Source organism: Rhodococcus erythropolis R138 (genome assembly GCF_000696675.2).
In the GTDB taxonomy this organism is placed as follows: Bacteria; Actinomycetota; Actinomycetes; order Mycobacteriales; family Mycobacteriaceae; genus Rhodococcus_F; species Rhodococcus_F erythropolis.
On the sequence record NZ_CP007257.1, the window covers coordinates 304,609 to 322,062 of the forward strand.

At 60.0% G+C, this 17,454-nt stretch carries 15 protein-coding genes and 3 pseudogenes; 5 read left to right on the forward strand and 13 right to left on the reverse strand.

Annotated elements, in window-relative coordinates; translation table 11 throughout:
- Positions 1-206 precede the first annotated feature (206 nt).
- The 3 genes from H351_RS30445 to H351_RS32890 all read left to right on the forward strand — a co-directional run bounded on the left by H351_RS30445 (position 207) and on the right by H351_RS32890 (position 2,280).
- Positions 207-512 (forward strand): transposase, encoded by a 306-nt coding sequence (locus H351_RS30445; protein WP_029256938.1) that lies wholly within the window; start codon positions 207-209, stop codon positions 510-512.
- The gene (locus tag H351_RS30450) at positions 464-1,402 is read left to right on the forward strand and encodes an IS3 family transposase (protein ID WP_230793658.1); all 939 of its coding nucleotides are present in this window, start codon (positions 464-466) and stop codon (positions 1,400-1,402) included. The genes H351_RS30445 and H351_RS30450 overlap by 49 nt, the downstream gene beginning before the upstream one ends.
- A 491-nt stretch (positions 1,403-1,893) precedes the next feature.
- On the forward strand, positions 1,894-2,280 hold the full coding sequence (locus H351_RS32890) for a PaaI family thioesterase (RefSeq protein WP_338051114.1): 387 nt from the start codon (positions 1,894-1,896) through the stop codon (positions 2,278-2,280).
- A 212-nt stretch (positions 2,281-2,492) separates the two neighbouring features.
- On the opposite strand, the gene H351_RS31745 is transcribed toward H351_RS32890, so the two are convergent.
- The 5 genes and pseudogenes from H351_RS31745 to H351_RS30470 form a co-directional block, all read right to left on the reverse strand.
- The gene (locus tag H351_RS31745) at positions 2,493-2,792 is read right to left on the reverse strand and encodes an oligopeptide/dipeptide ABC transporter ATP-binding protein (protein WP_081051254.1); all 300 of its coding nucleotides are present in this window, start codon (positions 2,790-2,792) and stop codon (positions 2,493-2,495) included.
- Positions 2,793-2,851: 59 nt separating this feature from the next.
- Positions 2,852-3,406: pseudogene (locus H351_RS30460) on the reverse strand (ABC transporter permease); the annotation flags it as partial.
- A gap of 135 nt (positions 3,407-3,541) precedes the next feature.
- The gene (locus tag H351_RS30465) at positions 3,542-4,765 is read right to left on the reverse strand and encodes a DegT/DnrJ/EryC1/StrS family aminotransferase (RefSeq protein ID WP_030003097.1); all 1,224 of its coding nucleotides are present in this window, start codon (positions 4,763-4,765) and stop codon (positions 3,542-3,544) included.
- A gap of 60 nt (positions 4,766-4,825) precedes the next feature.
- Positions 4,826-4,993, reverse strand: coding sequence for a hypothetical protein (locus H351_RS32170; protein WP_158510663.1), 168 nt, complete (start codon positions 4,991-4,993; stop codon positions 4,826-4,828).
- Between the two features lie 173 nt (positions 4,994-5,166).
- Entirely contained in the window at positions 5,167-5,685 is a 519-nt protein-coding gene (locus H351_RS30470; protein WP_051636688.1) for a VOC family protein, read from the reverse strand.
- A 233-nt stretch (positions 5,686-5,918) separates the two neighbouring features.
- Between H351_RS30470 and H351_RS30475 the strand changes: the two genes are divergently transcribed.
- Positions 5,919-6,539, forward strand: coding sequence for a TetR/AcrR family transcriptional regulator (locus H351_RS30475; RefSeq protein ID WP_030003095.1), 621 nt, complete (start codon positions 5,919-5,921; stop codon positions 6,537-6,539).
- Between the two features lie 86 nt (positions 6,540-6,625).
- Here H351_RS30475 and H351_RS30480 read toward each other — a convergent pair whose 3' ends face one another.
- Positions 6,626-6,982: a response regulator transcription factor gene (locus tag H351_RS30480; RefSeq protein ID WP_030003094.1), complete on the reverse strand. Its 357-nt coding sequence runs from the start codon at positions 6,980-6,982 to the stop codon at positions 6,626-6,628.
- Positions 6,983-7,164: 182 nt separating this feature from the next.
- Between H351_RS30480 and H351_RS32710 the strand changes: the two are divergent.
- Positions 7,165-7,791: pseudogene (locus H351_RS32710) on the forward strand (IS30 family transposase); the annotation flags it as partial.
- Between the two features lie 19 nt (positions 7,792-7,810).
- On the opposite strand, the pseudogene H351_RS33025 reads toward H351_RS32710, so the two are convergent.
- The 7 genes and pseudogenes from H351_RS33025 to H351_RS30525 form a co-directional block, all read right to left on the reverse strand.
- Positions 7,811-8,233: pseudogene (locus H351_RS33025) on the reverse strand (DDE-type integrase/transposase/recombinase); the annotation flags it as partial.
- A 1,030-nt stretch (positions 8,234-9,263) separates the two neighbouring features.
- Positions 9,264-10,553: an MFS transporter gene (locus H351_RS30495; protein ID WP_051636665.1), complete on the reverse strand. Its 1,290-nt coding sequence runs from the start codon at positions 10,551-10,553 to the stop codon at positions 9,264-9,266.
- Between the two features lie 1,765 nt (positions 10,554-12,318).
- Positions 12,319-13,323 carry a sugar phosphate isomerase/epimerase family protein gene (locus tag H351_RS30505; protein ID WP_030003089.1) on the reverse strand — a complete coding sequence of 335 codons (1,005 nt, stop codon included), beginning with the start codon at positions 13,321-13,323 and terminating at the stop codon, positions 12,319-12,321.
- The gene (locus tag H351_RS30510) at positions 13,320-14,459 is read right to left on the reverse strand and encodes a Gfo/Idh/MocA family protein (RefSeq protein ID WP_030003088.1); all 1,140 of its coding nucleotides are present in this window, start codon (positions 14,457-14,459) and stop codon (positions 13,320-13,322) included. Before H351_RS30510 ends, H351_RS30505 begins: the two co-directional genes overlap by 4 nt.
- 62 nt (positions 14,460-14,521) lie before the next feature.
- On the reverse strand, positions 14,522-15,535 hold the full coding sequence (gene iolC / locus H351_RS30515; RefSeq protein ID WP_030003087.1) for a 5-dehydro-2-deoxygluconokinase: 1,014 nt from the start codon (positions 15,533-15,535) through the stop codon (positions 14,522-14,524).
- Entirely contained in the window at positions 15,532-16,440 is a 909-nt protein-coding gene (locus H351_RS30520) for a hypothetical protein (protein ID WP_051636664.1), read from the reverse strand. The genes iolC and H351_RS30520 overlap by 4 nt, the downstream gene beginning before the upstream one ends.
- The gene (locus H351_RS30525) at positions 16,437-17,405 is read right to left on the reverse strand and encodes a cyclase family protein (RefSeq protein WP_030003085.1); all 969 of its coding nucleotides are present in this window, start codon (positions 17,403-17,405) and stop codon (positions 16,437-16,439) included. Before H351_RS30525 ends, H351_RS30520 begins: the two co-directional genes overlap by 4 nt.
- Between the last annotated feature and the right edge of the window lie 49 nt (positions 17,406-17,454).

The following is a 17,454-nucleotide window of genomic DNA, read 5'->3' on the forward strand; positions in this document are numbered from 1 at the left end:
GCAACGAATTGCAGAAGAGTGGTCGGGCAGTGCTTAATTTGGATTTCGTAGCCGTCTTCAAGTTTACGGGGTATTTGGTGGCCTGTCCATCGGTCGGTATTTGAGTTTGTGCCGTTGATGAGGCCGCATATCTCCCCAGTGAGGTTCACCCCGGATGGTGGACACCGAGATAGCGGGACCGAGGGTTCCGCTGGGAGGATGTCCTCATGTCCCGCACTCGCAGGTCTTTTACGACCGAGTACAAAGTCGAGGCCGCCCACCGGGTGATCGATTCCGGCCGCACGATCGCCGAGGTCTCCCGTGAACTGGGCATCAACGAAGCCCTGCTCGGACGCTGGGTCGCCGACGAACGACGACGCGTCGATGCTGCCGCAGAGTCTGGCGATCAACCGTTGACTGCCGCCGAACGCACCGAGCTTGCTCGGCTGCGCAAGCAGGTCTCCGAACAGGAGAAAGACATCGCATTCCTGAAAAAAGCGTCCGCGTACTTTGCGGCGAATCAACAAAAGTAGAGCGCTACTCGTTGATCGCTGCGGAGTGCGCGAACTTCGCGGTCCACCGGATGACGCGGCTCCTCGATGTCTCGACCTCCGGCTTCTACAAAAACCAAGGACTCAGTGTTCGAACAGGATTGGGCGAACGGAAACAGCGCCGCGCGGACTTGGAAGTGAAGATCCTCGACATCCACAGAGAATCGAAAGGTGTGTACGGGTCCCCTCGGATCACCGCCGAACTGCACGACGGCGGAGAGATCATCACCGAGAAGACTGTCGCCAAACTCATGCGATCACTCGGCATCGTCGGGATCAGCCCGCGGACATTCAAGATTCGCACCACTGTCGTCGATCCGCTCGCCTCGTTTCCGGACGACTTGGTGCAACGGCAGTTCGATCAAGGCCGGCTCGATGCCGTCTGGACATCCGATATCACGTACCTGACCTGCGGTGAAGGTGACATGTATTTGTGTGCGATCAAGGACGAGCACTCGAAGAAGGTTCTGGGATGGTCGGTGGCGGATCATATGCGGACCGACCTTGTCATCGCAGCCTTGGACATGGCCGTCGAAGCGCGCGGCGGCGGTGTAGCCGGCACAATCATGCACTCGGACAGAGGAAGTCAGTACACTGCAGAGATCATGAAGCAGGCGTGCGAGCGATACGGGCTACGCCGTTCGATGGGAGATACCGGAATATGCTGGGATAACGCCGGTGCCGAAAGTCTGTGGTCGACGTTCAAGCACGAATACTACTATCGTCACATCTTCGTCCATGCCGCCGAATTGGTTGCTGCGGTTGACTACTGGATGAACTTCTACAACACTCGACGTCGGCACTCCACGATCGGGATGCTCAGCCCCACGGACTACGAACAGTCACTGACCGCGACCTCGATGGCCGCGTGACCACTGTCCACTTTTCGGGGTGAACCTCACAGTTCGTTCGGCTCAAAAGGTTGGTGCCGGGTGTGACGCGCGCGGGAGCCTCGCGCCTGACGCCCGGCTGGACGGTAGGAAGGTTGTTCGTTTCTGGCGTGCGTACAAATTTCGGTAATCGCGGATCGACCCGATGTGGGGATCATCGGTTCTCGCACGACCGGTACCCGCTGAGCGGAACGTCGCATTGTGACGATGGCGGCATGGGTTCATACTGGCCGGAGTCGAAGGCAAGGAGTCGTATGGAAGAACGTCCTGTCGATGAGTTCGACTATGGTCGTGCAGTTTACGAACCATTGACACAGTCGGTTCGACAGCTCATCGATGCCACGATCCGAACCGAGGTCGGTGAGGATACGGTGGCGAAGGTACAGGCACTAGTCGATGAAGGTGCCCGGCTGTTATCCGAACGTCTTGTGCCCGAGTCATTTGGGGTTCAGTACACTCGCGACGGGCGTGGTATGCCGTGGGGAAATGCAATAATAGGTCTTCGTAATCCCATCGCCCCTCCACTCGTAATCGAGCGAAATCGGGACGGGTCGGTATGGTGTGATGTTGAACTCGGCGCTGCGTATGAGGGGCCCCCGGGCTGTCTGCATGGTGGAATATCCGCACTGATTCTCGACCAACTGCTGGGTGCGACGGCACATCGGCCCGCGCAGCCCGCGTTCACCGGCACCCTAACTGTCCGCTATCAGCGACCGACGCGGCTCGGTCGGGTGCACGGTGAGGCGCGAGTGGTGCGCCATGACGGAGTCAAGACGTACGCGGTGGGGCACCTTGAGAATGGCGAGGGGATCATGGTCGTGGCTGAAGGTGTTTTCGTTCGCCCCGCCGGGCGGGCTTGATTGAGTTGCCAAATGGCCCGGAGAGTTTCCTGTTGCGTTCGTCAAGTGGTAGCCGCGGCAAGCGGTTACCTGCATATTCTGGGTCTTGGCGCGTGGACGCAGTCGATGCCATTGCATAGCGATCTTGAAAAGTTCTGCGACGGAGGAATCTTGATGGGAGGAGACACTGACTGTCCGACTTCGGGGCATGTGCGAGAACAACCTACATTGCATCATTGTCGGTCCTTCCGTCCAAGCAATGTCGAGATTTCATGGCGTATGCGAAGTGGTGGCAGGTCCCCGCGCTGTACCCCGAAGGTGACCGTTTTCGCCGGCCGAGCGCGAGCAGCGAGACGACAGCCGGTGATTGGCTTCGTCATGTCCTGTACTCCATCCGGAATTGTTTGCAGCGCTGTGTGCGTCGGCGGTTCGAGACGTGGAATCGCGGCCATCGGCGCTACGGTGTACGGGTGGTGAGGACGAGCGAACAGCTCTTCGGTCGCCGACGTTTCCACGAAGGAACTGGCGTACATGACGGCGACACGATCGGTGCGACCGAGACCACACCGAAGTGGAGCCAGCGGGACTGTGCGCTGCCGATTATGCCGTCGAGACCCAGACCCATCATCGGGATGAGCGAGAACGACGACGGGCGGAGCGCGTCGCTGAAAAGCACTCGCAGCGTGGGCATTCCCTTCGATTTCGACGCGAGGATGTAATCCTCACGGAGCGTCGTCACCAGGTCGGATCGGAGAACGCGAGTGAACATCGCCATCTCGAGGAGGCTGATGGTGATCGCGGGAAGTATTGCGTGTGAGAGGTTTCCGGAGAGGCTGTCACCGATGCGCACCCACTGTGATCGGGGGAACCAGCCGAGCCAGTTGACGGTGACCATGATCAGCAACAGACCGGCGAGGAAGCTCGGGACGGAAAGAACACCGAACGTCGCGGCGCTGATGACGCGGTCGATGACGCCGCCTTCGTGGTGCGCCGACCAGAGTGCGAGCGGAACTGCGACGACGAGTGCGATGACCAGACCCATCACTGCCAACTGAACGCTGACGGGCAGTGCCGAGCCGACCGCAGTCAGAACGTCCTGCTGCGGGGGAACAAGCGAATTACCGCCGTCGCCCTGCAGAGCACATGTTCGCTAACCGAAGGCTGAATGCCTGATCAGGTGTGAACGGGGCAACATGCTTCACTGTGGATGTCTTCTAAAGTGCTGGGGGTTCGCACGATACGGTGCCCGGTGCTGTGAGGGCCGTGCACCGTATCGTGGGGATCAGGCTGTGGTCGCCGGGGTGAACTGGGATGCGAATGCGTGGATGCTGGCGACGACGTGGTCGAGTTCTTCGGTGGTGGTGCCGTGACTCATTCCCAGTGACATTCCGCGTTCGAATACGATGTCTGCGTTGGGAAGTCCGTCGGTGGGGACTCTGTGTTCTACGCCGCGCATCATGGGGTGCCTGGTGACGTTGCCACTCCAGACGGTGCGGGTGTCGATGCCGGCAGATTCGAGGGATTCTTGCATGTCGCCGCGGGTGAAGCCTGCTGTTTCTCTTACCAGGACGGGGTAGCACAGCCATGCGGTGTGGAAATCTTCGAGTTGTCGGGGGAGTGTGAACAAGTCCGGGTAGGTGCCGAATGCGTCGCTGAATGCTTGGAAGATTTCGGCGCGCCGCTTGAAGTTGAAGTCCAGTTTTTTGAGCTGCTGAAGTCCGAATGCTGCGCCTAGTTCGGAGGGTTCGAAATTCCACGGCAGTACGTCGAAGATGAAGTCGTTGTCGTATTCGACGCCGTCGAGGTTTTCGCGGAACACGCGTCCGGTTCCAGCGGAGCCGAACAGGTGTGGCTCGGAGCGGCGTCCCCATCGACGCAGCATAAGTGCTTTGTCGCGCAGTTTCTCGTCGTCGAGGCAGACCATGCCGCCGTTTCCTGCGCAGGTGATGATGTGTGCCATCGCGAAACTTGTGACTGTGATATCGGATCGTGATCCAGTTTTGGTGCCGCGCAGCGTGGTTCCGATGCAGTCGCACGAGTCTTCGATGATTTTGAGGTCGTGTCGGTCGGCGATGGTGCGGATCGCGTCCCAGTCCGGTGCGTTGCCGGCGAGATTGGGAATGAGGATTGCCTGGGTCTTGTCGGTGATCAATTCTTCGATCTTGGATACGTCGACGTTGTAGGTATCGGCTTCGACGTCGACGAAAACAGGGATCCACCCCCCACGAACGATGGGGGAGACGTCAGTGGAGAACGTCAAGGGGGAAGTGATGACTTCGGCCCCCTTCGGTAGATCCAGAAGCTCGAGGGCGAGGTACAAGGCGGACGAACCGGAATTGCACATCAGACCGAGTTTCTTGCCGTACAGGTCTGCGACTTGCGCTTCCATCGCGGCGACGTTCTTCCCGATCTTGAGTCCGAGGGGTCCGCTGCGAAGAACTTCGAGTACGGCGTTGATTTCTGCGTCGTCGTGGACGCTTCGGGCGTAGGTGACGCGAGGGGGCATGGTTTTTCTCCTTGTTGGTGACTTGATGTGGTTGCGTGAGGTTGCAGAGATCGGGGCGGGCTAGCGGATGGCGGAGCCGGCATAGACAGGCGGTGAGACAACTGTGACGTACCGCGCGCCGTCGGAGACCGGGCGGAGGAGTGTGTTGGTGACGTCGGATATTTCGATGCGTTCCACCGGGAGTGAAATGGTGAAGATGGGGCCGAGATCCGGGCGTTGTTCCAGCAATCAGGCAGTTCCCACTTGTCCGTCTTCGCGTCTCATCGTGTAGGGGACGAAGCCGGTTGGCTCGCAAACGTCGATGACATTCGCTCTCCGTGAGGCCATCTCGACGGCATGGTTGCCTCCTTGACATTGCACAACACTGGCGACAAACGTAACTTTTCCGAAGAGGCTCACACTTAACACCTTTCGGCGGAATCGGGCGACGCGCACTTCAATTGTGCCGTGAGTCGCGCTTCGGTGGCTTTGTCCAAGAGTTCCACAACCTGTCCGAAAGGATCATGGTGATACGTTGCGCCCGTGGGGAAATCTCCGTCCTTGACCCCACCCATCCAGATGGGAGATCCAGCTACTTCCAATGCGTTCGCCGCACTCTTGAGGTCATCGACGGTGAAGCCGACGTGATGAATGCCAGGCGCGTAGTCCCACACCACTGAGTCGGGAACTGCGCGCAGCAACTCCAGATGCGGTGGCTCGCCGACCGAAAGGCCGATCTGGGTCTTCCAGACTTGGTCGGCACCGTTGATCCTGCATGGATAGGGCTTCGTGTCGAACAGTCTGATCTCTATGCCGTAGAGGTCGGCGAACTGGGCGACAGCGGCATCGAGATCGGGGACGACAATGCCCAGGTGATGAATGCGGCCCAGCGAAAACGGGCGCTGTCGAGGGCATGCGTCACCCCGGGATTGTAGGTTCACCAGGTATCTCTCGTCGAAGATGTGAAGACCGAGTGATACCATGAAAAGCCAGATTGAACGCTCATTCAAGCACCCTTCCCGCTCAGCGGGAAGATTCGCTGGCTGTGTTGAAAGTATTGGCCAGCAGAGCATTTCGATATGTCGAAGGACTGTTGACGTGAGTTCGGCGGCAACCTAGTCTCGGTTGACTAGGTGTTCAATCCGGGCTTCACATCCGGTGATCGGGAGGACTGATGGCGGACGTCAAGTCGCGTCGCGAAGATATTCTGACTGCCTCCGCGGAACTGTTCGCGAAGAAGGGTGTCGCATCGACCTCGATGCGAGAGGTGGCAGATCTGGTAGGTGTGCAGCCTGGTGCGCTGTATCACCACTTTCCGTCGAAAGACGCTATCGTCAACGAGCTGATCACGAGGTTTCTCGTTGATCTACAGGCTGCATATGACGCGGGGGCTTCGCCTCGCCTCGACCCGAGGGAGCGGCTCGGTCGAATAGTTGAGCTCTCGCTCGAAGCCGCACAAGCGCAGCCTCATTCGACTCAGGTTTTTCAGAACGAATTGGCGAGTTTGCGGGAGCGGCCAGAATACGCGTGTGCCAAAGATCTGGCGGATCGGGTGCAGCAGACGTGGCTCGACGCGATAACAGCCGGCCAAGGCGCCGGTGCGTTCCGTTCGGATGTTCCTGCGAAGGTATTTCACCGTTTCCTTCGAGATGCGGTATGGCTTTCCGTCAGATGGCACCGCAACGACGATCTCTACACGAACAAAGAACTTGCGCACGACTGCCTTTCGGTGTTCTTGGAAGGATTCGCATTGCCGCCCCGGACGCGGCTTTCCTCGTCAAGACAAGTGAGTTAACGAGGACGGCTTCGTTGAGGACTCGTTCCAAAAAAGCAGTTGCATCTGTCGGTGCTATGAAGCAGACAAGCGAATTTCGCCTTGGTTCAGCCTGGTAGTCCCAACTCTGCCGCGCGTGCACCCAGTTGGAAACGGGTGGTGATGCCCAGTCTTTCCATGATGCTGGCGAGATGCCGCCGGTAGGTACGTGGCGAGACCGAAAGTTGCCGTGCCGCAACTTCATCGGTCGATCCGGCGCTGAGTGCACGTATTATCGCGATTGCGATATTGTCGAAGTCTCTGCGCCGCAAGTCAATATGGTCCCGTAGGGGAAGACCCGAGGACCAGACTCGCGTGAGAGCCTTTTCCATCGCCTCTGGTAGGTCCCCGCCAGTGATCGTATACACCCTCGGGGCCCCATCGTTGCACGTCCACAAAACAGCTTCGCGCCCATCGATGGCCATCTAGTTGCGGAAGTCGCTGTAGGAGAAGCGAATACGATCGGTCAACAGGCATCCAGTTCGGAGGATATTGCCTTTCTGGCTTTCGACATACTCAGGCGAGACCAATATCTGGACCCGACTACCTGCGGCTAGACTATTTCGAAGCAGTTGATCAGCTGCCGGGTACTCGCTACGTACGGGACGCGAGAGCGAAACGCGTTGCCTGGGACCACGTGACACCGGACGTACTCATCAACAAGCGTCCCGAAGAAACCGACGACCGTGCGATTCCCGGACACCACGAAGGAGACCTCATCATCGGCACGGACAGGTCCGCGATCGGCACCATCGTCGAGCGCACAACTGGGTACACCACTCTCGTGCACTTACCTCGGGAACAAGGGTGGCGAGCGCAACCGATCACTAAGACCGGGCCGGCACTGTCAGGCTACGGCGCAATCTCGATGAACAAAGCATCGGCACAAGCGCTGGCGTCGATGCCCACCGAACTCAAACGCTCGCTGACCTGGGACCGAGGAAAGGAAATGTCCGCGCACACCCAGTTCACCATCGACACCGGGCTGAAGGTCTACTTCGCCGAACCGCACAGACCGTGGCAACGAGGCACCAACGAGAACATGAATGGGCAACTCACTAATACTTTCCGAAGGGAACCAATCTCTTGCGATGGAACCCAGACGATCTCGCGGCAGTCGCACACGCTCTCAACACCCGACCGAGTGAGCGACTCCAATGGCGAACCCCCGCCGAAGTATGCGACGAACACCTACAAATCAATTCAACAGCAACGTGTTGCTTCGACCAGTTGAATCCGCCCTGCACTCCATGGTCCGAGTGAATGAGTGTGCCGGGGGTTTGGCTTCGATTCGAAATGGCCATTACCAGAGCTTTCGTCACCAATCTCGCCGTCTGAGAACTGTCGATCGACCAACCGGCGACCCGCCCCGAGAACGGATCCAGGACAACAGTGCAGTAGATTTTTTCGTCGCGCGTGGGGTGTTCCGTAATGTCCATGACCCACAGCTTGTTCGGCTCCTGGCGCGTGAATTTACGATCGACGAGATCGCTCACGGTCGGGATCTGATGCTTGGAACGCGCACGTTTGTCGCCCGGAAGGCCTTTCACACCAGCAGCTCTCATCAACAATTTGATGCAGCTGTGTCCCACGACAATGCTGTGAACAAGGGTGAGTTCAGCGTGGATCCGACGAGCACCGTAGGTTCCGTGGGATGCCACGTGGACCTCGGTCATCCGCTGTGTCAACCAGGCATGGCGCAGTGAGCGTTCTGAGGGTGGCGGGCTTCGCCACTCGTAGTCTCGGACACCTCCAGGACCCGGTATGCCGTCTGAGCGGGTAGCCCGTCCTTGGCATCACCTCGATCGCTTCGAACCGCCTTTTGGGAGCACCACCGACTTCGGCAGATCCGTGAAGCGTTCGGCGATAGAAGGTTCAGTTTCCAACTCGACGACACGGCGATTGCCCTCGCGATGCTGATGGCCGTTGGATGGCAAACCGCGTCACACATGTGCACGTCGCTGATCGTCGACGCGTTGCAGACGGCCGTGATCGGCGGGCGCGTCAGGACGGGTGCGGTTGTTTTTTGAGAACGTGTAAGGCCGTATACTTCAATCGAATTCGAAGATTTTTGAGAGTCGAGGGACGTGCGCACCAGTGCCGGATGAGAAGGGTGTGTTGGGGCAACGCCGCGAAGGCCGTTCTTCGCGTCCCTGTAGAAACGAGATCTACTGCCGGCAGATGTTCGACACTCGGAGCCGGGCACGGTTCGCGGTCGCCGAGTAAATCGAGGTGTTCTACAACCGGCGATGTCTGCATTCGACACTGGGCTGTCGCACCCTCGCGGAAGCCCTCGCCGAGTAGCGAAACGCAGGATCAGACGCCCGAACCGTCAACCTCGGTGTCCAAGAACTCGACTCATTCCAGGTATCGCCTGCGGTCCGGAATGACACTGATGACGAAGCCAAGGCATCTTTTTCTGGAACAACCTGTCGATCGGTCTTGGGGTGGCGGCACTCTCGACCGATCCGCCACCCCTCGAACGCTTCTTGCTCGAAACGTCGCCGCCACCCATTGTGGCGTTGCCGGCCGATCTCCTAGTGGCGGCACGTGGCGGCGACACCGCCACTGGCTTACTTGAGTGGCGCAGTGCCGCGAGCTTGTGCTTTTCTCAGCGCCTGAGGGCCGTCGCGAGTCTTGACGGCCCTCAAGCGCTTCGCGACTGCGGAGGTCACTGGAGAATTCCGAGCGCAACCGGAACAGATCTCAGCTGCGGATCGATTCGACCGCCGATTCGGATTGAACGGTCGCTGTAAAACGGGGAGCTTTTCGGACGAGTATCGGCCCGGCTATGGCGATCAATGCGAGGAGAACCAGCGGGAGCAGAGGCATCCACTCGATTCCCATGCGGTCCACAACGGTCGTGATGGCTGCTGGACCAAGGAACATTCCCGTCACACCGACTGCGTTCACCAAGCCGATGTTGCGACCGGAGTTCTGTGGATCCATGCGCCCCGCGGCGGACAGCATGATCGGGACAATGCACGACACGCCTAGCCCGACCAGCCCGAATCCGAGGAGAGCTTGCACTGGCGACACTGCGGTCATCATGCATGCCGCGCCGAGCGCGCCGATTACCCCGCTTCCGCATATGACCGCTTTCTGGCCGAACCGTTCGGTGAGTTTGTCGCCCAGCATGCGGCCTACAAATTGGGAACCGGAGAACACGGTCACTGCTAACGCAGCGGTTCCCGCTGTCGTGTCTAGAGTCCGGCGGACGAATTCTTGGCCCCAATCGTACGTTGCGTTCTCGGCGAGGTAGGACACGAAGGCGAGCAGGCCGAATCCCACCATGACAGCCAGACCGGCATACTTTGCATCGTTGGACTTGGAATGCTCTTCAGACTTGCGCACACCTGCGGGAACAGGGTGTGCAGCCGGAACGATCTCCTCGTCTCGCCGCAGATACATCCGGCCGAACACATATCCGAGGGCGGACATCGTTAGGCCCATTGCGAGGAATGGAACCACTGCACTTTCGGTGAAAGATCGGGCGAAAGCACTTCCCACGAGTCCGAACAGGAATCCGCCCGCTGGATACGCTGCGTGGAACGATGAGATGATCGGCCGTCCGTAGTGGCGTTCCAACTGGACACCATTGACGTTGATGACGATATCGACGAATCCGCGCAATGTTCCAGCCAGCAGACCGAATGCGAGTAGTCCGATCATTCCGTCAAGGAAGGCGAGTGGGATGTACATGAGGGGATATACCGTCAAGGATGGAATCGCGATATTGCGGCAGCCCCATTTGTCGATCAGCGGTCCCGAGACGGCACAGCCGATTGCAAAACCGAGTCCGAGAGCGAAGGCAAGGGAGCCGAAGCTGGCGTCGCCGTCGTCGCCCTCCCATCCGAGGCTGAATCGAAGTGACGTGGTGCTCGTGGACCACATGACGATGACCGCGCCCAACTGAAAGAAGCCGAAGAATGTTGCTAGGCGGGACCACTTCAAACGGTTGGAGACCGTCCGATAAGGGAGTTTCGTCTTTTCCAAGATTCAACCTTACTGGTAGCAATTTTGGGGTGGGCGGCAAATTGTGTCGACACGCCACGAGAGGTGCTGAGTGCATGAGCGGTAGCGTCGAAAGCGCCGACCTACTGAAGCTTACGAACGGACGTTAGTCTATCGAGGCGCATGCCCGCAGCCGTTTCGGATTTGTTAACTCCTGATTTCTTCGTATGTGGTTCGCACGGGCGGGGGGAACGATGAGATGTGCAAACCAGCGGTGTCCACTACCCCTTCGATGTAGTACCGACTACGGCGCTAGCGCCACATGATGGCTACGTCCATCGGCAAACAGACTGCGAGAGATGTCATTTCGAATCGACGAGCGATGCGTGTGTAGGGAATCGCGTTTACGTGACACCCTCGGTTCGTGCTGTTGCCGCAACTGCGTCGCAATGGCCGGGGCGACGCGCGCCGTATGCTTGGTCGAACGTCTCGGGGCGGGGTGGTCATTCCGAACGCCGTGGATTCCGATGCATCGACATGATGAATGCTTCGTCGATCTGCACTGCCGACACACCGAGCAACACGGCGGCTCAGCGAGAGCGTCCTATGCGCCGCCGGACGGCCCAGAGGGTTGATGCGTGCGGTGAGGTCGACTTCATCGAGTCCATCGCGACGATGTTCCGAATACCGGCTGCGAGAAGAATATTCGCGCACGCAACGCGGACGGCGTCGTCGAGGTACCCGCCGGCCGCCTACGATTGCTGACACAGAGTAGATGTCGCCGACGAGATACGGCGTTAGATCGATGTGTGAGCAGGTGACACCACCACCCTCCTTCGCACGCTGTCCACTAAACACTCCGCCGCGTGGCGGTAGTCGACCCCGACCTGGCTTCGCCGAGGACCCATCAGCCTGATGTGCCCCATATGTACCCATCCTCATAACCCGTCGAGCTGTCGGCAGCGGGATGAAGGTCGGTCGCCGTCCCCTCCCGGTCATCGTGGAGGTCAACTAACTGACGGTGCTGCACATCGCGCAGTCATAAACATCTCGCGTCGCCTCGTTGATAAGGGACACTTGATTCCCGGCACGGTGGTGGTATTGGTTCGGTTGGAAAGTTCCGAGTCGTACCGAACTGCATCGTGCGTAATTCGCGATAGGTGATGCGGCCACCTCGGGCAACGACGGGCGGTCACCCGGGGAAGTGAAGTACATCGTCTTGGGTGACGTGCTCGGAGGCTATGGTGATGCGTACGGCCGACTCGATTGTGCTTTGTCTGCGCAGAACGAGCGTCATGGGCTGGGCCCGATCAAAAGTTTTCGAAATCGGGTGCCGTTAAACTGCGTAGTTCGCTGTCCGCGTGCGAATGGAGCCTCTCTGATCGGACCGCTCGACCGAATAAACGAGACAACAGACGATCGAAACCGGAGGTTCGGCGGGCAGTGTGGGTGTCAGCGTCACATGACGGCAAGGACTGGGTTGCATGGTCGAAGCACAACAGCATGGAGCCGACCGGCAGTTTGAGCATGTCCTGGACTGGCAGCTCAGCGAAGTGTTCTTCATATAGTTTGTCGGATTTTTCTCTTTCGAGGGCTTTCATGTGGGCATTGATAATTGCGTCTTCGAATGCCAACCCAACCAGTCCTTTCACGATGACGGCGGGACGATATCTCAGCGTCCGTGTGGTTTGATGACGACGTTTTCGCGCGCCGTCGTTTTCGGGGCTTGTGCGGCAAAACGGCGAACAATCAGTGGCCAAGTACGGTGGCTGTAACGACGAACATCACCATATATGGCATCCGATTTTCACTGTGTGGCGAGCTCGCGTTCGTAGTATTCGATTCCTTCACGAATTTCACGCAGGGGGTCCACGGACATGTCGATCTCTGCCACACCCCAACCACTCCACTGTTTCTCACGCAAAATCTTCGTCCATTCGTGCCAGTCCACAACGCCCCCGGACCCCATAACGCGGAAGTTCTTGATCATGGCGTCGTGGCGGACCATCGGCGGACCGCTGAGGGTGTGTGGTGGTAGATGGACGGAGCAGTCTTTCCAGTGCAGCACGGGCGCGCGCTCGGAGTGCGAGCTGATCACCGCGAGTGGGTCGCCACCGTCGAGAGCAATGTGGCCCGCATCGACGCACAGTTTCACGCGTGCTGGGTCGGTCTGCGTCATGAGCGCGTCGATGTCTACTGTGCGCGAGGCAAGCGAGTACGCATCGGTGTGGATCGCTAGATGCAGGCCTGCATTGGCCGCGACCGCGCCGATACCGTTCAGTTGGTCGGCGACCCGGCTGAGGAGTTCCGTATCGCTGGGTGCGTCGAAATCTGCAGATGAGGCTTCGGCGCCTTCGATCTCGGAGAACTGGGCGCGAGGGATGGTGCTGGTGATCAACGTCGGACAGCCGACCTCGCGGAGGAACGCGGCGTGTTCTGCGGTGTTCTCGTGGAGTTCCTGCTCGGCCAGTCGGAGGGAGCGGTCGTCGGGGGCGTCGAGCACCGCCTTCAACTGCACAGGTAAGGCGTAGCTCGACGAGAGTACGAGGTTGCGGTTGTCCAGTTCTCTTTTGAACCCTGCCGCGGATCCGTATGCCCGTAGCGCGTTGGCCCAACCGCCGGGTGCTGGTGCGAGTTCGATTCCGCTTAATCCTGCCGCCGCCGCGCCGTTGAGCATTCCGTCGAAGAATCGTTGCGGGTCGTCGTCGACCAGCTTTTCCCATGCATCGTAAGGTAGGTCCGCCGGCAGGCCCCAGTAGGTCGGGTTGAAGAAGGTGACGATGTCGGTGCTCCATCGCAGATCCAAACTCATGCGGTCACCTCGTCGACGTTGACCCACTGGTGGCTGTCGGCGGAGCGCATGACGGCCTCGATGACTCGCTGGGTGCGTGTGGCATCGGCGAAGCTGGGTGATCCGGCGCGTCCTTCGACGATCGCGCGCACGAATTTCTGAAGCTGGAGGGCCGCGTCGTCGATATAGCCGGATCCCATGCCGCCGAGTGGGTACCAGTAGTCCTCGTGGTTCTCGTTCAAGGAAACCGTGCGGAACCCTTGTTGATCTGGCTTGTCACTGACCAGGCTGAGCTTGATCTCATCGGAATGGTTCCAGTCGAATTCGACAGTGCCGCCGGTGCATTCGAGTTCGAAGAACATCCGGTTCTTGCGTCCGGAGGCGTATACGGTGGCGGCGAACGAGCCTATGGCCCCATTGGAGAACTTCGTCATCCACAGTGCGGCGTCGTCGAGGTACTGGCCTTCGCGGCGTTGGTCGTCGGAGAGCCATGCCGAGTTCTCGGCCGGATCCTTGGCGCCGATGATCGCGGTGACGGACTCGATGTCGCCGACCAGATATGACGCGAGGTCGATGATGTGGGAGCCGATGTCACCTGTGACCCCGGACCCACCGGCGCCCTTCTTGGCCCGCCAACCACTGAGTACTCGTCCGAGCGCCCCCACGTCTTGCGTGTAGTGCGCACGAAACTGCAGGGGGTGGCCGAGCGTGCCGTCGTCGAGCATGTGTTTGACAAAGCTGATCGCCGCTGCGTGGCGGTAGTTGAAGCCCACCTGACTGACGGCCGAACTCTTCTCGGCTGCATCCTGCATCAGGTCCGCGTCGGCGAGATCGTTGGTGATGGGCTTTTCCACGAAGACGTGTTTCCCTGCGGCGAGTGCTGCAATGGCGATCTCGGCATGCGATGCGGGCGGGGTGACGATGTCGACGACGTCGATGTCGTCTCGGGCGATAACCTCACGCCAGTCTGCGGACCATTCGTCCCAATTGAGGCGTTTGGCAGCGGCTTTGGCTCGGTCCTCGTCGGCCTCGACCAGTACAGCCTTACGGATGGTGGCCCCGGTGTCGGCGGTGATGGGCGCCAGTGCCCAGCCGAGGCTGTGGGCGTATCCCATGAATCCGCCGCCGCCGATGATGGCGACTTTGATTTCGGTCATGTCGGTACTTCTCCTTCGGTACATCCGTCCTCGACGGGTGAGCGCAGATCGATTTGAATAACTCAGCTAGGGGTAGGGCGCGATGCACGATTGCCGGCACCGCTCGTGCGTGAGTCGGCTGCCTGTGCGGAGAATTCGTTGAGGTCGACCAAAGTGGGCATGGCCAGAGAACATTGGGGGCGGGTGGCCACCAATGCGCCGGCCGCGTTGGCAAAGTCGAGTGTCTGCTGCAGCGACATGCCGTGGAGGAGACCATGGCACAGGGCGCCGCCGAAGGCGTCGCCTGCTCCGAGTCCGTTGACGACATCGACGGGGATGGGCTGCGACACAACACGTTCGGTCCGGGTTGCGGCCATAACCCCGTGTGGGCCCATCTTGACGATCGCCAATTCGATGCCGCGGTCGAGTAGGGCGTCCGCGGCGCGGCCGGGTTCGGTTTCCCCGACTGCAACGCGGCATTCTTCCAGGTTGCCCACGGTGATGGTGACATGGTCGAGTGCTTCGGACACGGCGGTGTGTGCGTGAGCTTCGTTGTCCCAGAACATCGGCCTGTAGTCCAGGTCGAGAATGGTGTTGGGTCGCCGCCCACGCTTGCGCCAGGCCGTGTAGTGCGCAGAGCGGCTCGGCTCACGTGAGAGTCCGGTCGCGGTTGCCCAGAAGATGGGGGCGCGTTCGATGAGGTCGAGTGGGAGGTCACTGTCGTCGACGTACATGTCGGGCGCTGTGGGCTGGCGGTAGATGTAGAGCGGGAAGTCGTCTGGTGGGAATACTTCGCAGAATGTCAGAACTGACTGTAGGCCGGGTACGGACGTGATTCCTGTGTTGTCGACACCGAGACGCGCTATTTCGAGGCGCGCGTATTCGCCGAAAGGATCGGCCCCGGTTCGAGTGACGAGCCGTACCGAGTTCCCGAGCTGTGCAGCAGCAACGGCCACGTTGGTGGCGCTGCCGCCGATTGATTTACTGAAGCTGCGGATGTCCGCGAGTCCCACGCCGAATTGCTCGGGGTAGAGATCGATGCAGACGCGGCCTATGGCGACGATGTCGGGGAGGGCAGTCGTGTGCGTTGTGCTCATGCGAGGCTCGCCCAGACTCGGTCGGTGATTTTCTGCAGGTTGTTCGCGGCGTGCGTCTTCAGGTACGCCTCGGGCTGCGGCGCACTGGTGGCCTCACTCCAGACGGCTCGACCGGCGAGGAAGCCACTGGCTCCGCCCGTGACGGCTGCGGCGGCAGCGGACGGGAAGTTCTCGCCGCTGACGCCCGAGGATAGTACGACCCACGGGCAGTACAGCTGCTCGGAGATCGACCGAGCGGTGGCTACCGCGAGGTCGTGGTCCTGCTCGCTGGTGTAGACGACCTCCGTCTTGTACAGATCGGGTTGAGTTTGCGTGAGATCGGCAGCTGCGGTGATCAGGGCTTCGGCGAAGCCTTCGGATGTCACGGTGTCGCCTTCGCGTGGACGGACGACGCCTTCGAGCACGCCGGGCAGTCCGATGTCCCGGCACCGTGCCATGAATGCGTAAGCAAGGTCGATGGCTTCGGATCGGCGCGACGGGTGCCAGGGGAGGAGAAACTTCAACGCCTTCGCCCCGAAGCGTTCGGTGGTTTCGGCGGTCACGGCGTCGTCGAGCACGGCGATGTCGACAGGACCACCGGGCTCACTGGAGGAAAGAATGTCGGCGGCGAGAATGACGGGGCAACGGGAACTCGTGGCTGCGGCGAAGCCGAAATCCTGGTCGAGCAGCACCCCGCTTGCTGCGTCACCGACCGCGTCGATCACGTGCGCTTTGAACGCCGTCAGGTGCTCGTCCGTGACGACGGTATTGCCGTGCCCTGCGCTGAGCATGTGGCGCAGTGAGCCGCGTTGATCGACTGCAACCATCGTGAACAATCCACGTGCATCACGAAAGATGTCGATTGGGTCGGTGGGGGCTGCGGAGGTTTCGTCGGTAACGAGGTTGGAGGAGAGGGGACTGTTCATCGAATGACCACCGGATTGACGGGGGCGCCACTGGCGCCGGAAATCTTGAGGGGGGCTGCGGTGTAGAGGAAACTCCAGCGCCGGTCGGCAGCGCAGGCCTCGGCGAGAGTGTCGAGTTGGCAGAGCTCGGTAAACGCGACTCCGAGGTTGCGCATGAGTGCGCAGTGCAAGGGAAGCTGGAGTCCGCCGGGATAGAAGCTGAGTTCATTGGCGATGGTGTCGGTGACCAGATTGGGGATTTCCATCGTCTGGAACCACTCGACGAGCTCGCGGCTGTAGACCAGACCTGGCTCGTTCCAGTCTGTGTAGAACTCGTCGCCGACACTGCGATAATACGAACCGATCCAACCGGTGCGGATGATCAAGATGTCGCGCGGTTCGATGGTGGTTCCCTGCGCTGCCGCTGCAGCGAGCAAATCCGCGAGGGTGATCGGCTCACCACGGCCGAGGACGTCTTTTCCTCGGGCGCGGGCCATGTCGATGAGAATCCCACGGCCGACGACACCCTTCTCTGCGATTGGCAGTACCGATGCGCGGCGGAGTTCGCCGACCGTGGTGTCGGCGGAGTAGCCGTTCCAGACCTGACCGCCGTACCAGTAGTGGGCGAGGGCGTCGTACTGGGAGGACCCTTGGGTGAACATTTCGATCTTGTCGTCCGCCCAGTGATGTCCGTCGGACGGTTCGGGCTCCTCGCCGCGCGAGAAGTAGCCTTCGTCCATGACCGGGGTGCGTACAGCCGGTTCGCGGCCCGGCCAGACGGGATCTGGTCGTTCGGTATCGCCGATGGGAATCTGCAGAGTGAACACTTCACCGCTGGTGACTGCTCCGATTCCGCGCATGACTTGCGCGGCGTCGAGGTAGTTGAGGCTGCCGACTTCGTCGTCCGGGCCCCACTTTCCCCAGTTTTTCGGGCTGTCGGGACCGAGTAGTTGTTCAATGGTGGTCGCGTCGATGTCTTCCGACATTATTTCCTCCTTTCGTACGTGCCGACGACGGCTCCGGTGCATACCGGAG

What these genes read in the sequence shown, in the direction of transcription:
- H351_RS30445 (WP_029256938.1), top strand. Translation starts at nt 207, where the DNA reads ATGTCCCGCACTCGCAGGTCTTTTACGACCGAGTACAAAGTCGAGGCC.
- H351_RS32890 (WP_338051114.1), top strand. Translation starts at nt 1,894, where the DNA reads ATGCCGTGGGGAAATGCAATAATAGGTCTTCGTAATCCCATCGCCCCT.
- H351_RS31745 (WP_081051254.1), bottom strand. Translation starts at nt 2,792, where the DNA reads ATGTACGCCAGTTCCTTCGTGGAAACGTCGGCGACCGAAGAGCTGTTC.
- H351_RS30465 (WP_030003097.1), bottom strand. Translation starts at nt 4,765, where the DNA reads ATGCCCCCTCGCGTCACCTACGCCCGAAGCGTCCACGACGACGCAGAA.
- H351_RS30475 (WP_030003095.1), top strand. Translation starts at nt 5,919, where the DNA reads ATGGCGGACGTCAAGTCGCGTCGCGAAGATATTCTGACTGCCTCCGCG.
- H351_RS30480 (WP_030003094.1), bottom strand. Translation starts at nt 6,982, where the DNA reads ATGGCCATCGATGGGCGCGAAGCTGTTTTGTGGACGTGCAACGATGGG.
- H351_RS30505 (WP_030003089.1), bottom strand. Translation starts at nt 13,323, where the DNA reads ATGAGTTTGGATCTGCGATGGAGCACCGACATCGTCACCTTCTTCAAC.
- H351_RS30510 (WP_030003088.1), bottom strand. Translation starts at nt 14,459, where the DNA reads ATGACCGAAATCAAAGTCGCCATCATCGGCGGCGGCGGATTCATGGGA.
- iolC (WP_030003087.1), bottom strand. Translation starts at nt 15,535, where the DNA reads ATGAGCACAACGCACACGACTGCCCTCCCCGACATCGTCGCCATAGGC.
- H351_RS30520 (WP_051636664.1), bottom strand. Translation starts at nt 16,440, where the DNA reads ATGAACAGTCCCCTCTCCTCCAACCTCGTTACCGACGAAACCTCCGCA.
- H351_RS30525 (WP_030003085.1), bottom strand. Translation starts at nt 17,405, where the DNA reads ATGTCGGAAGACATCGACGCGACCACCATTGAACAACTACTCGGTCCC.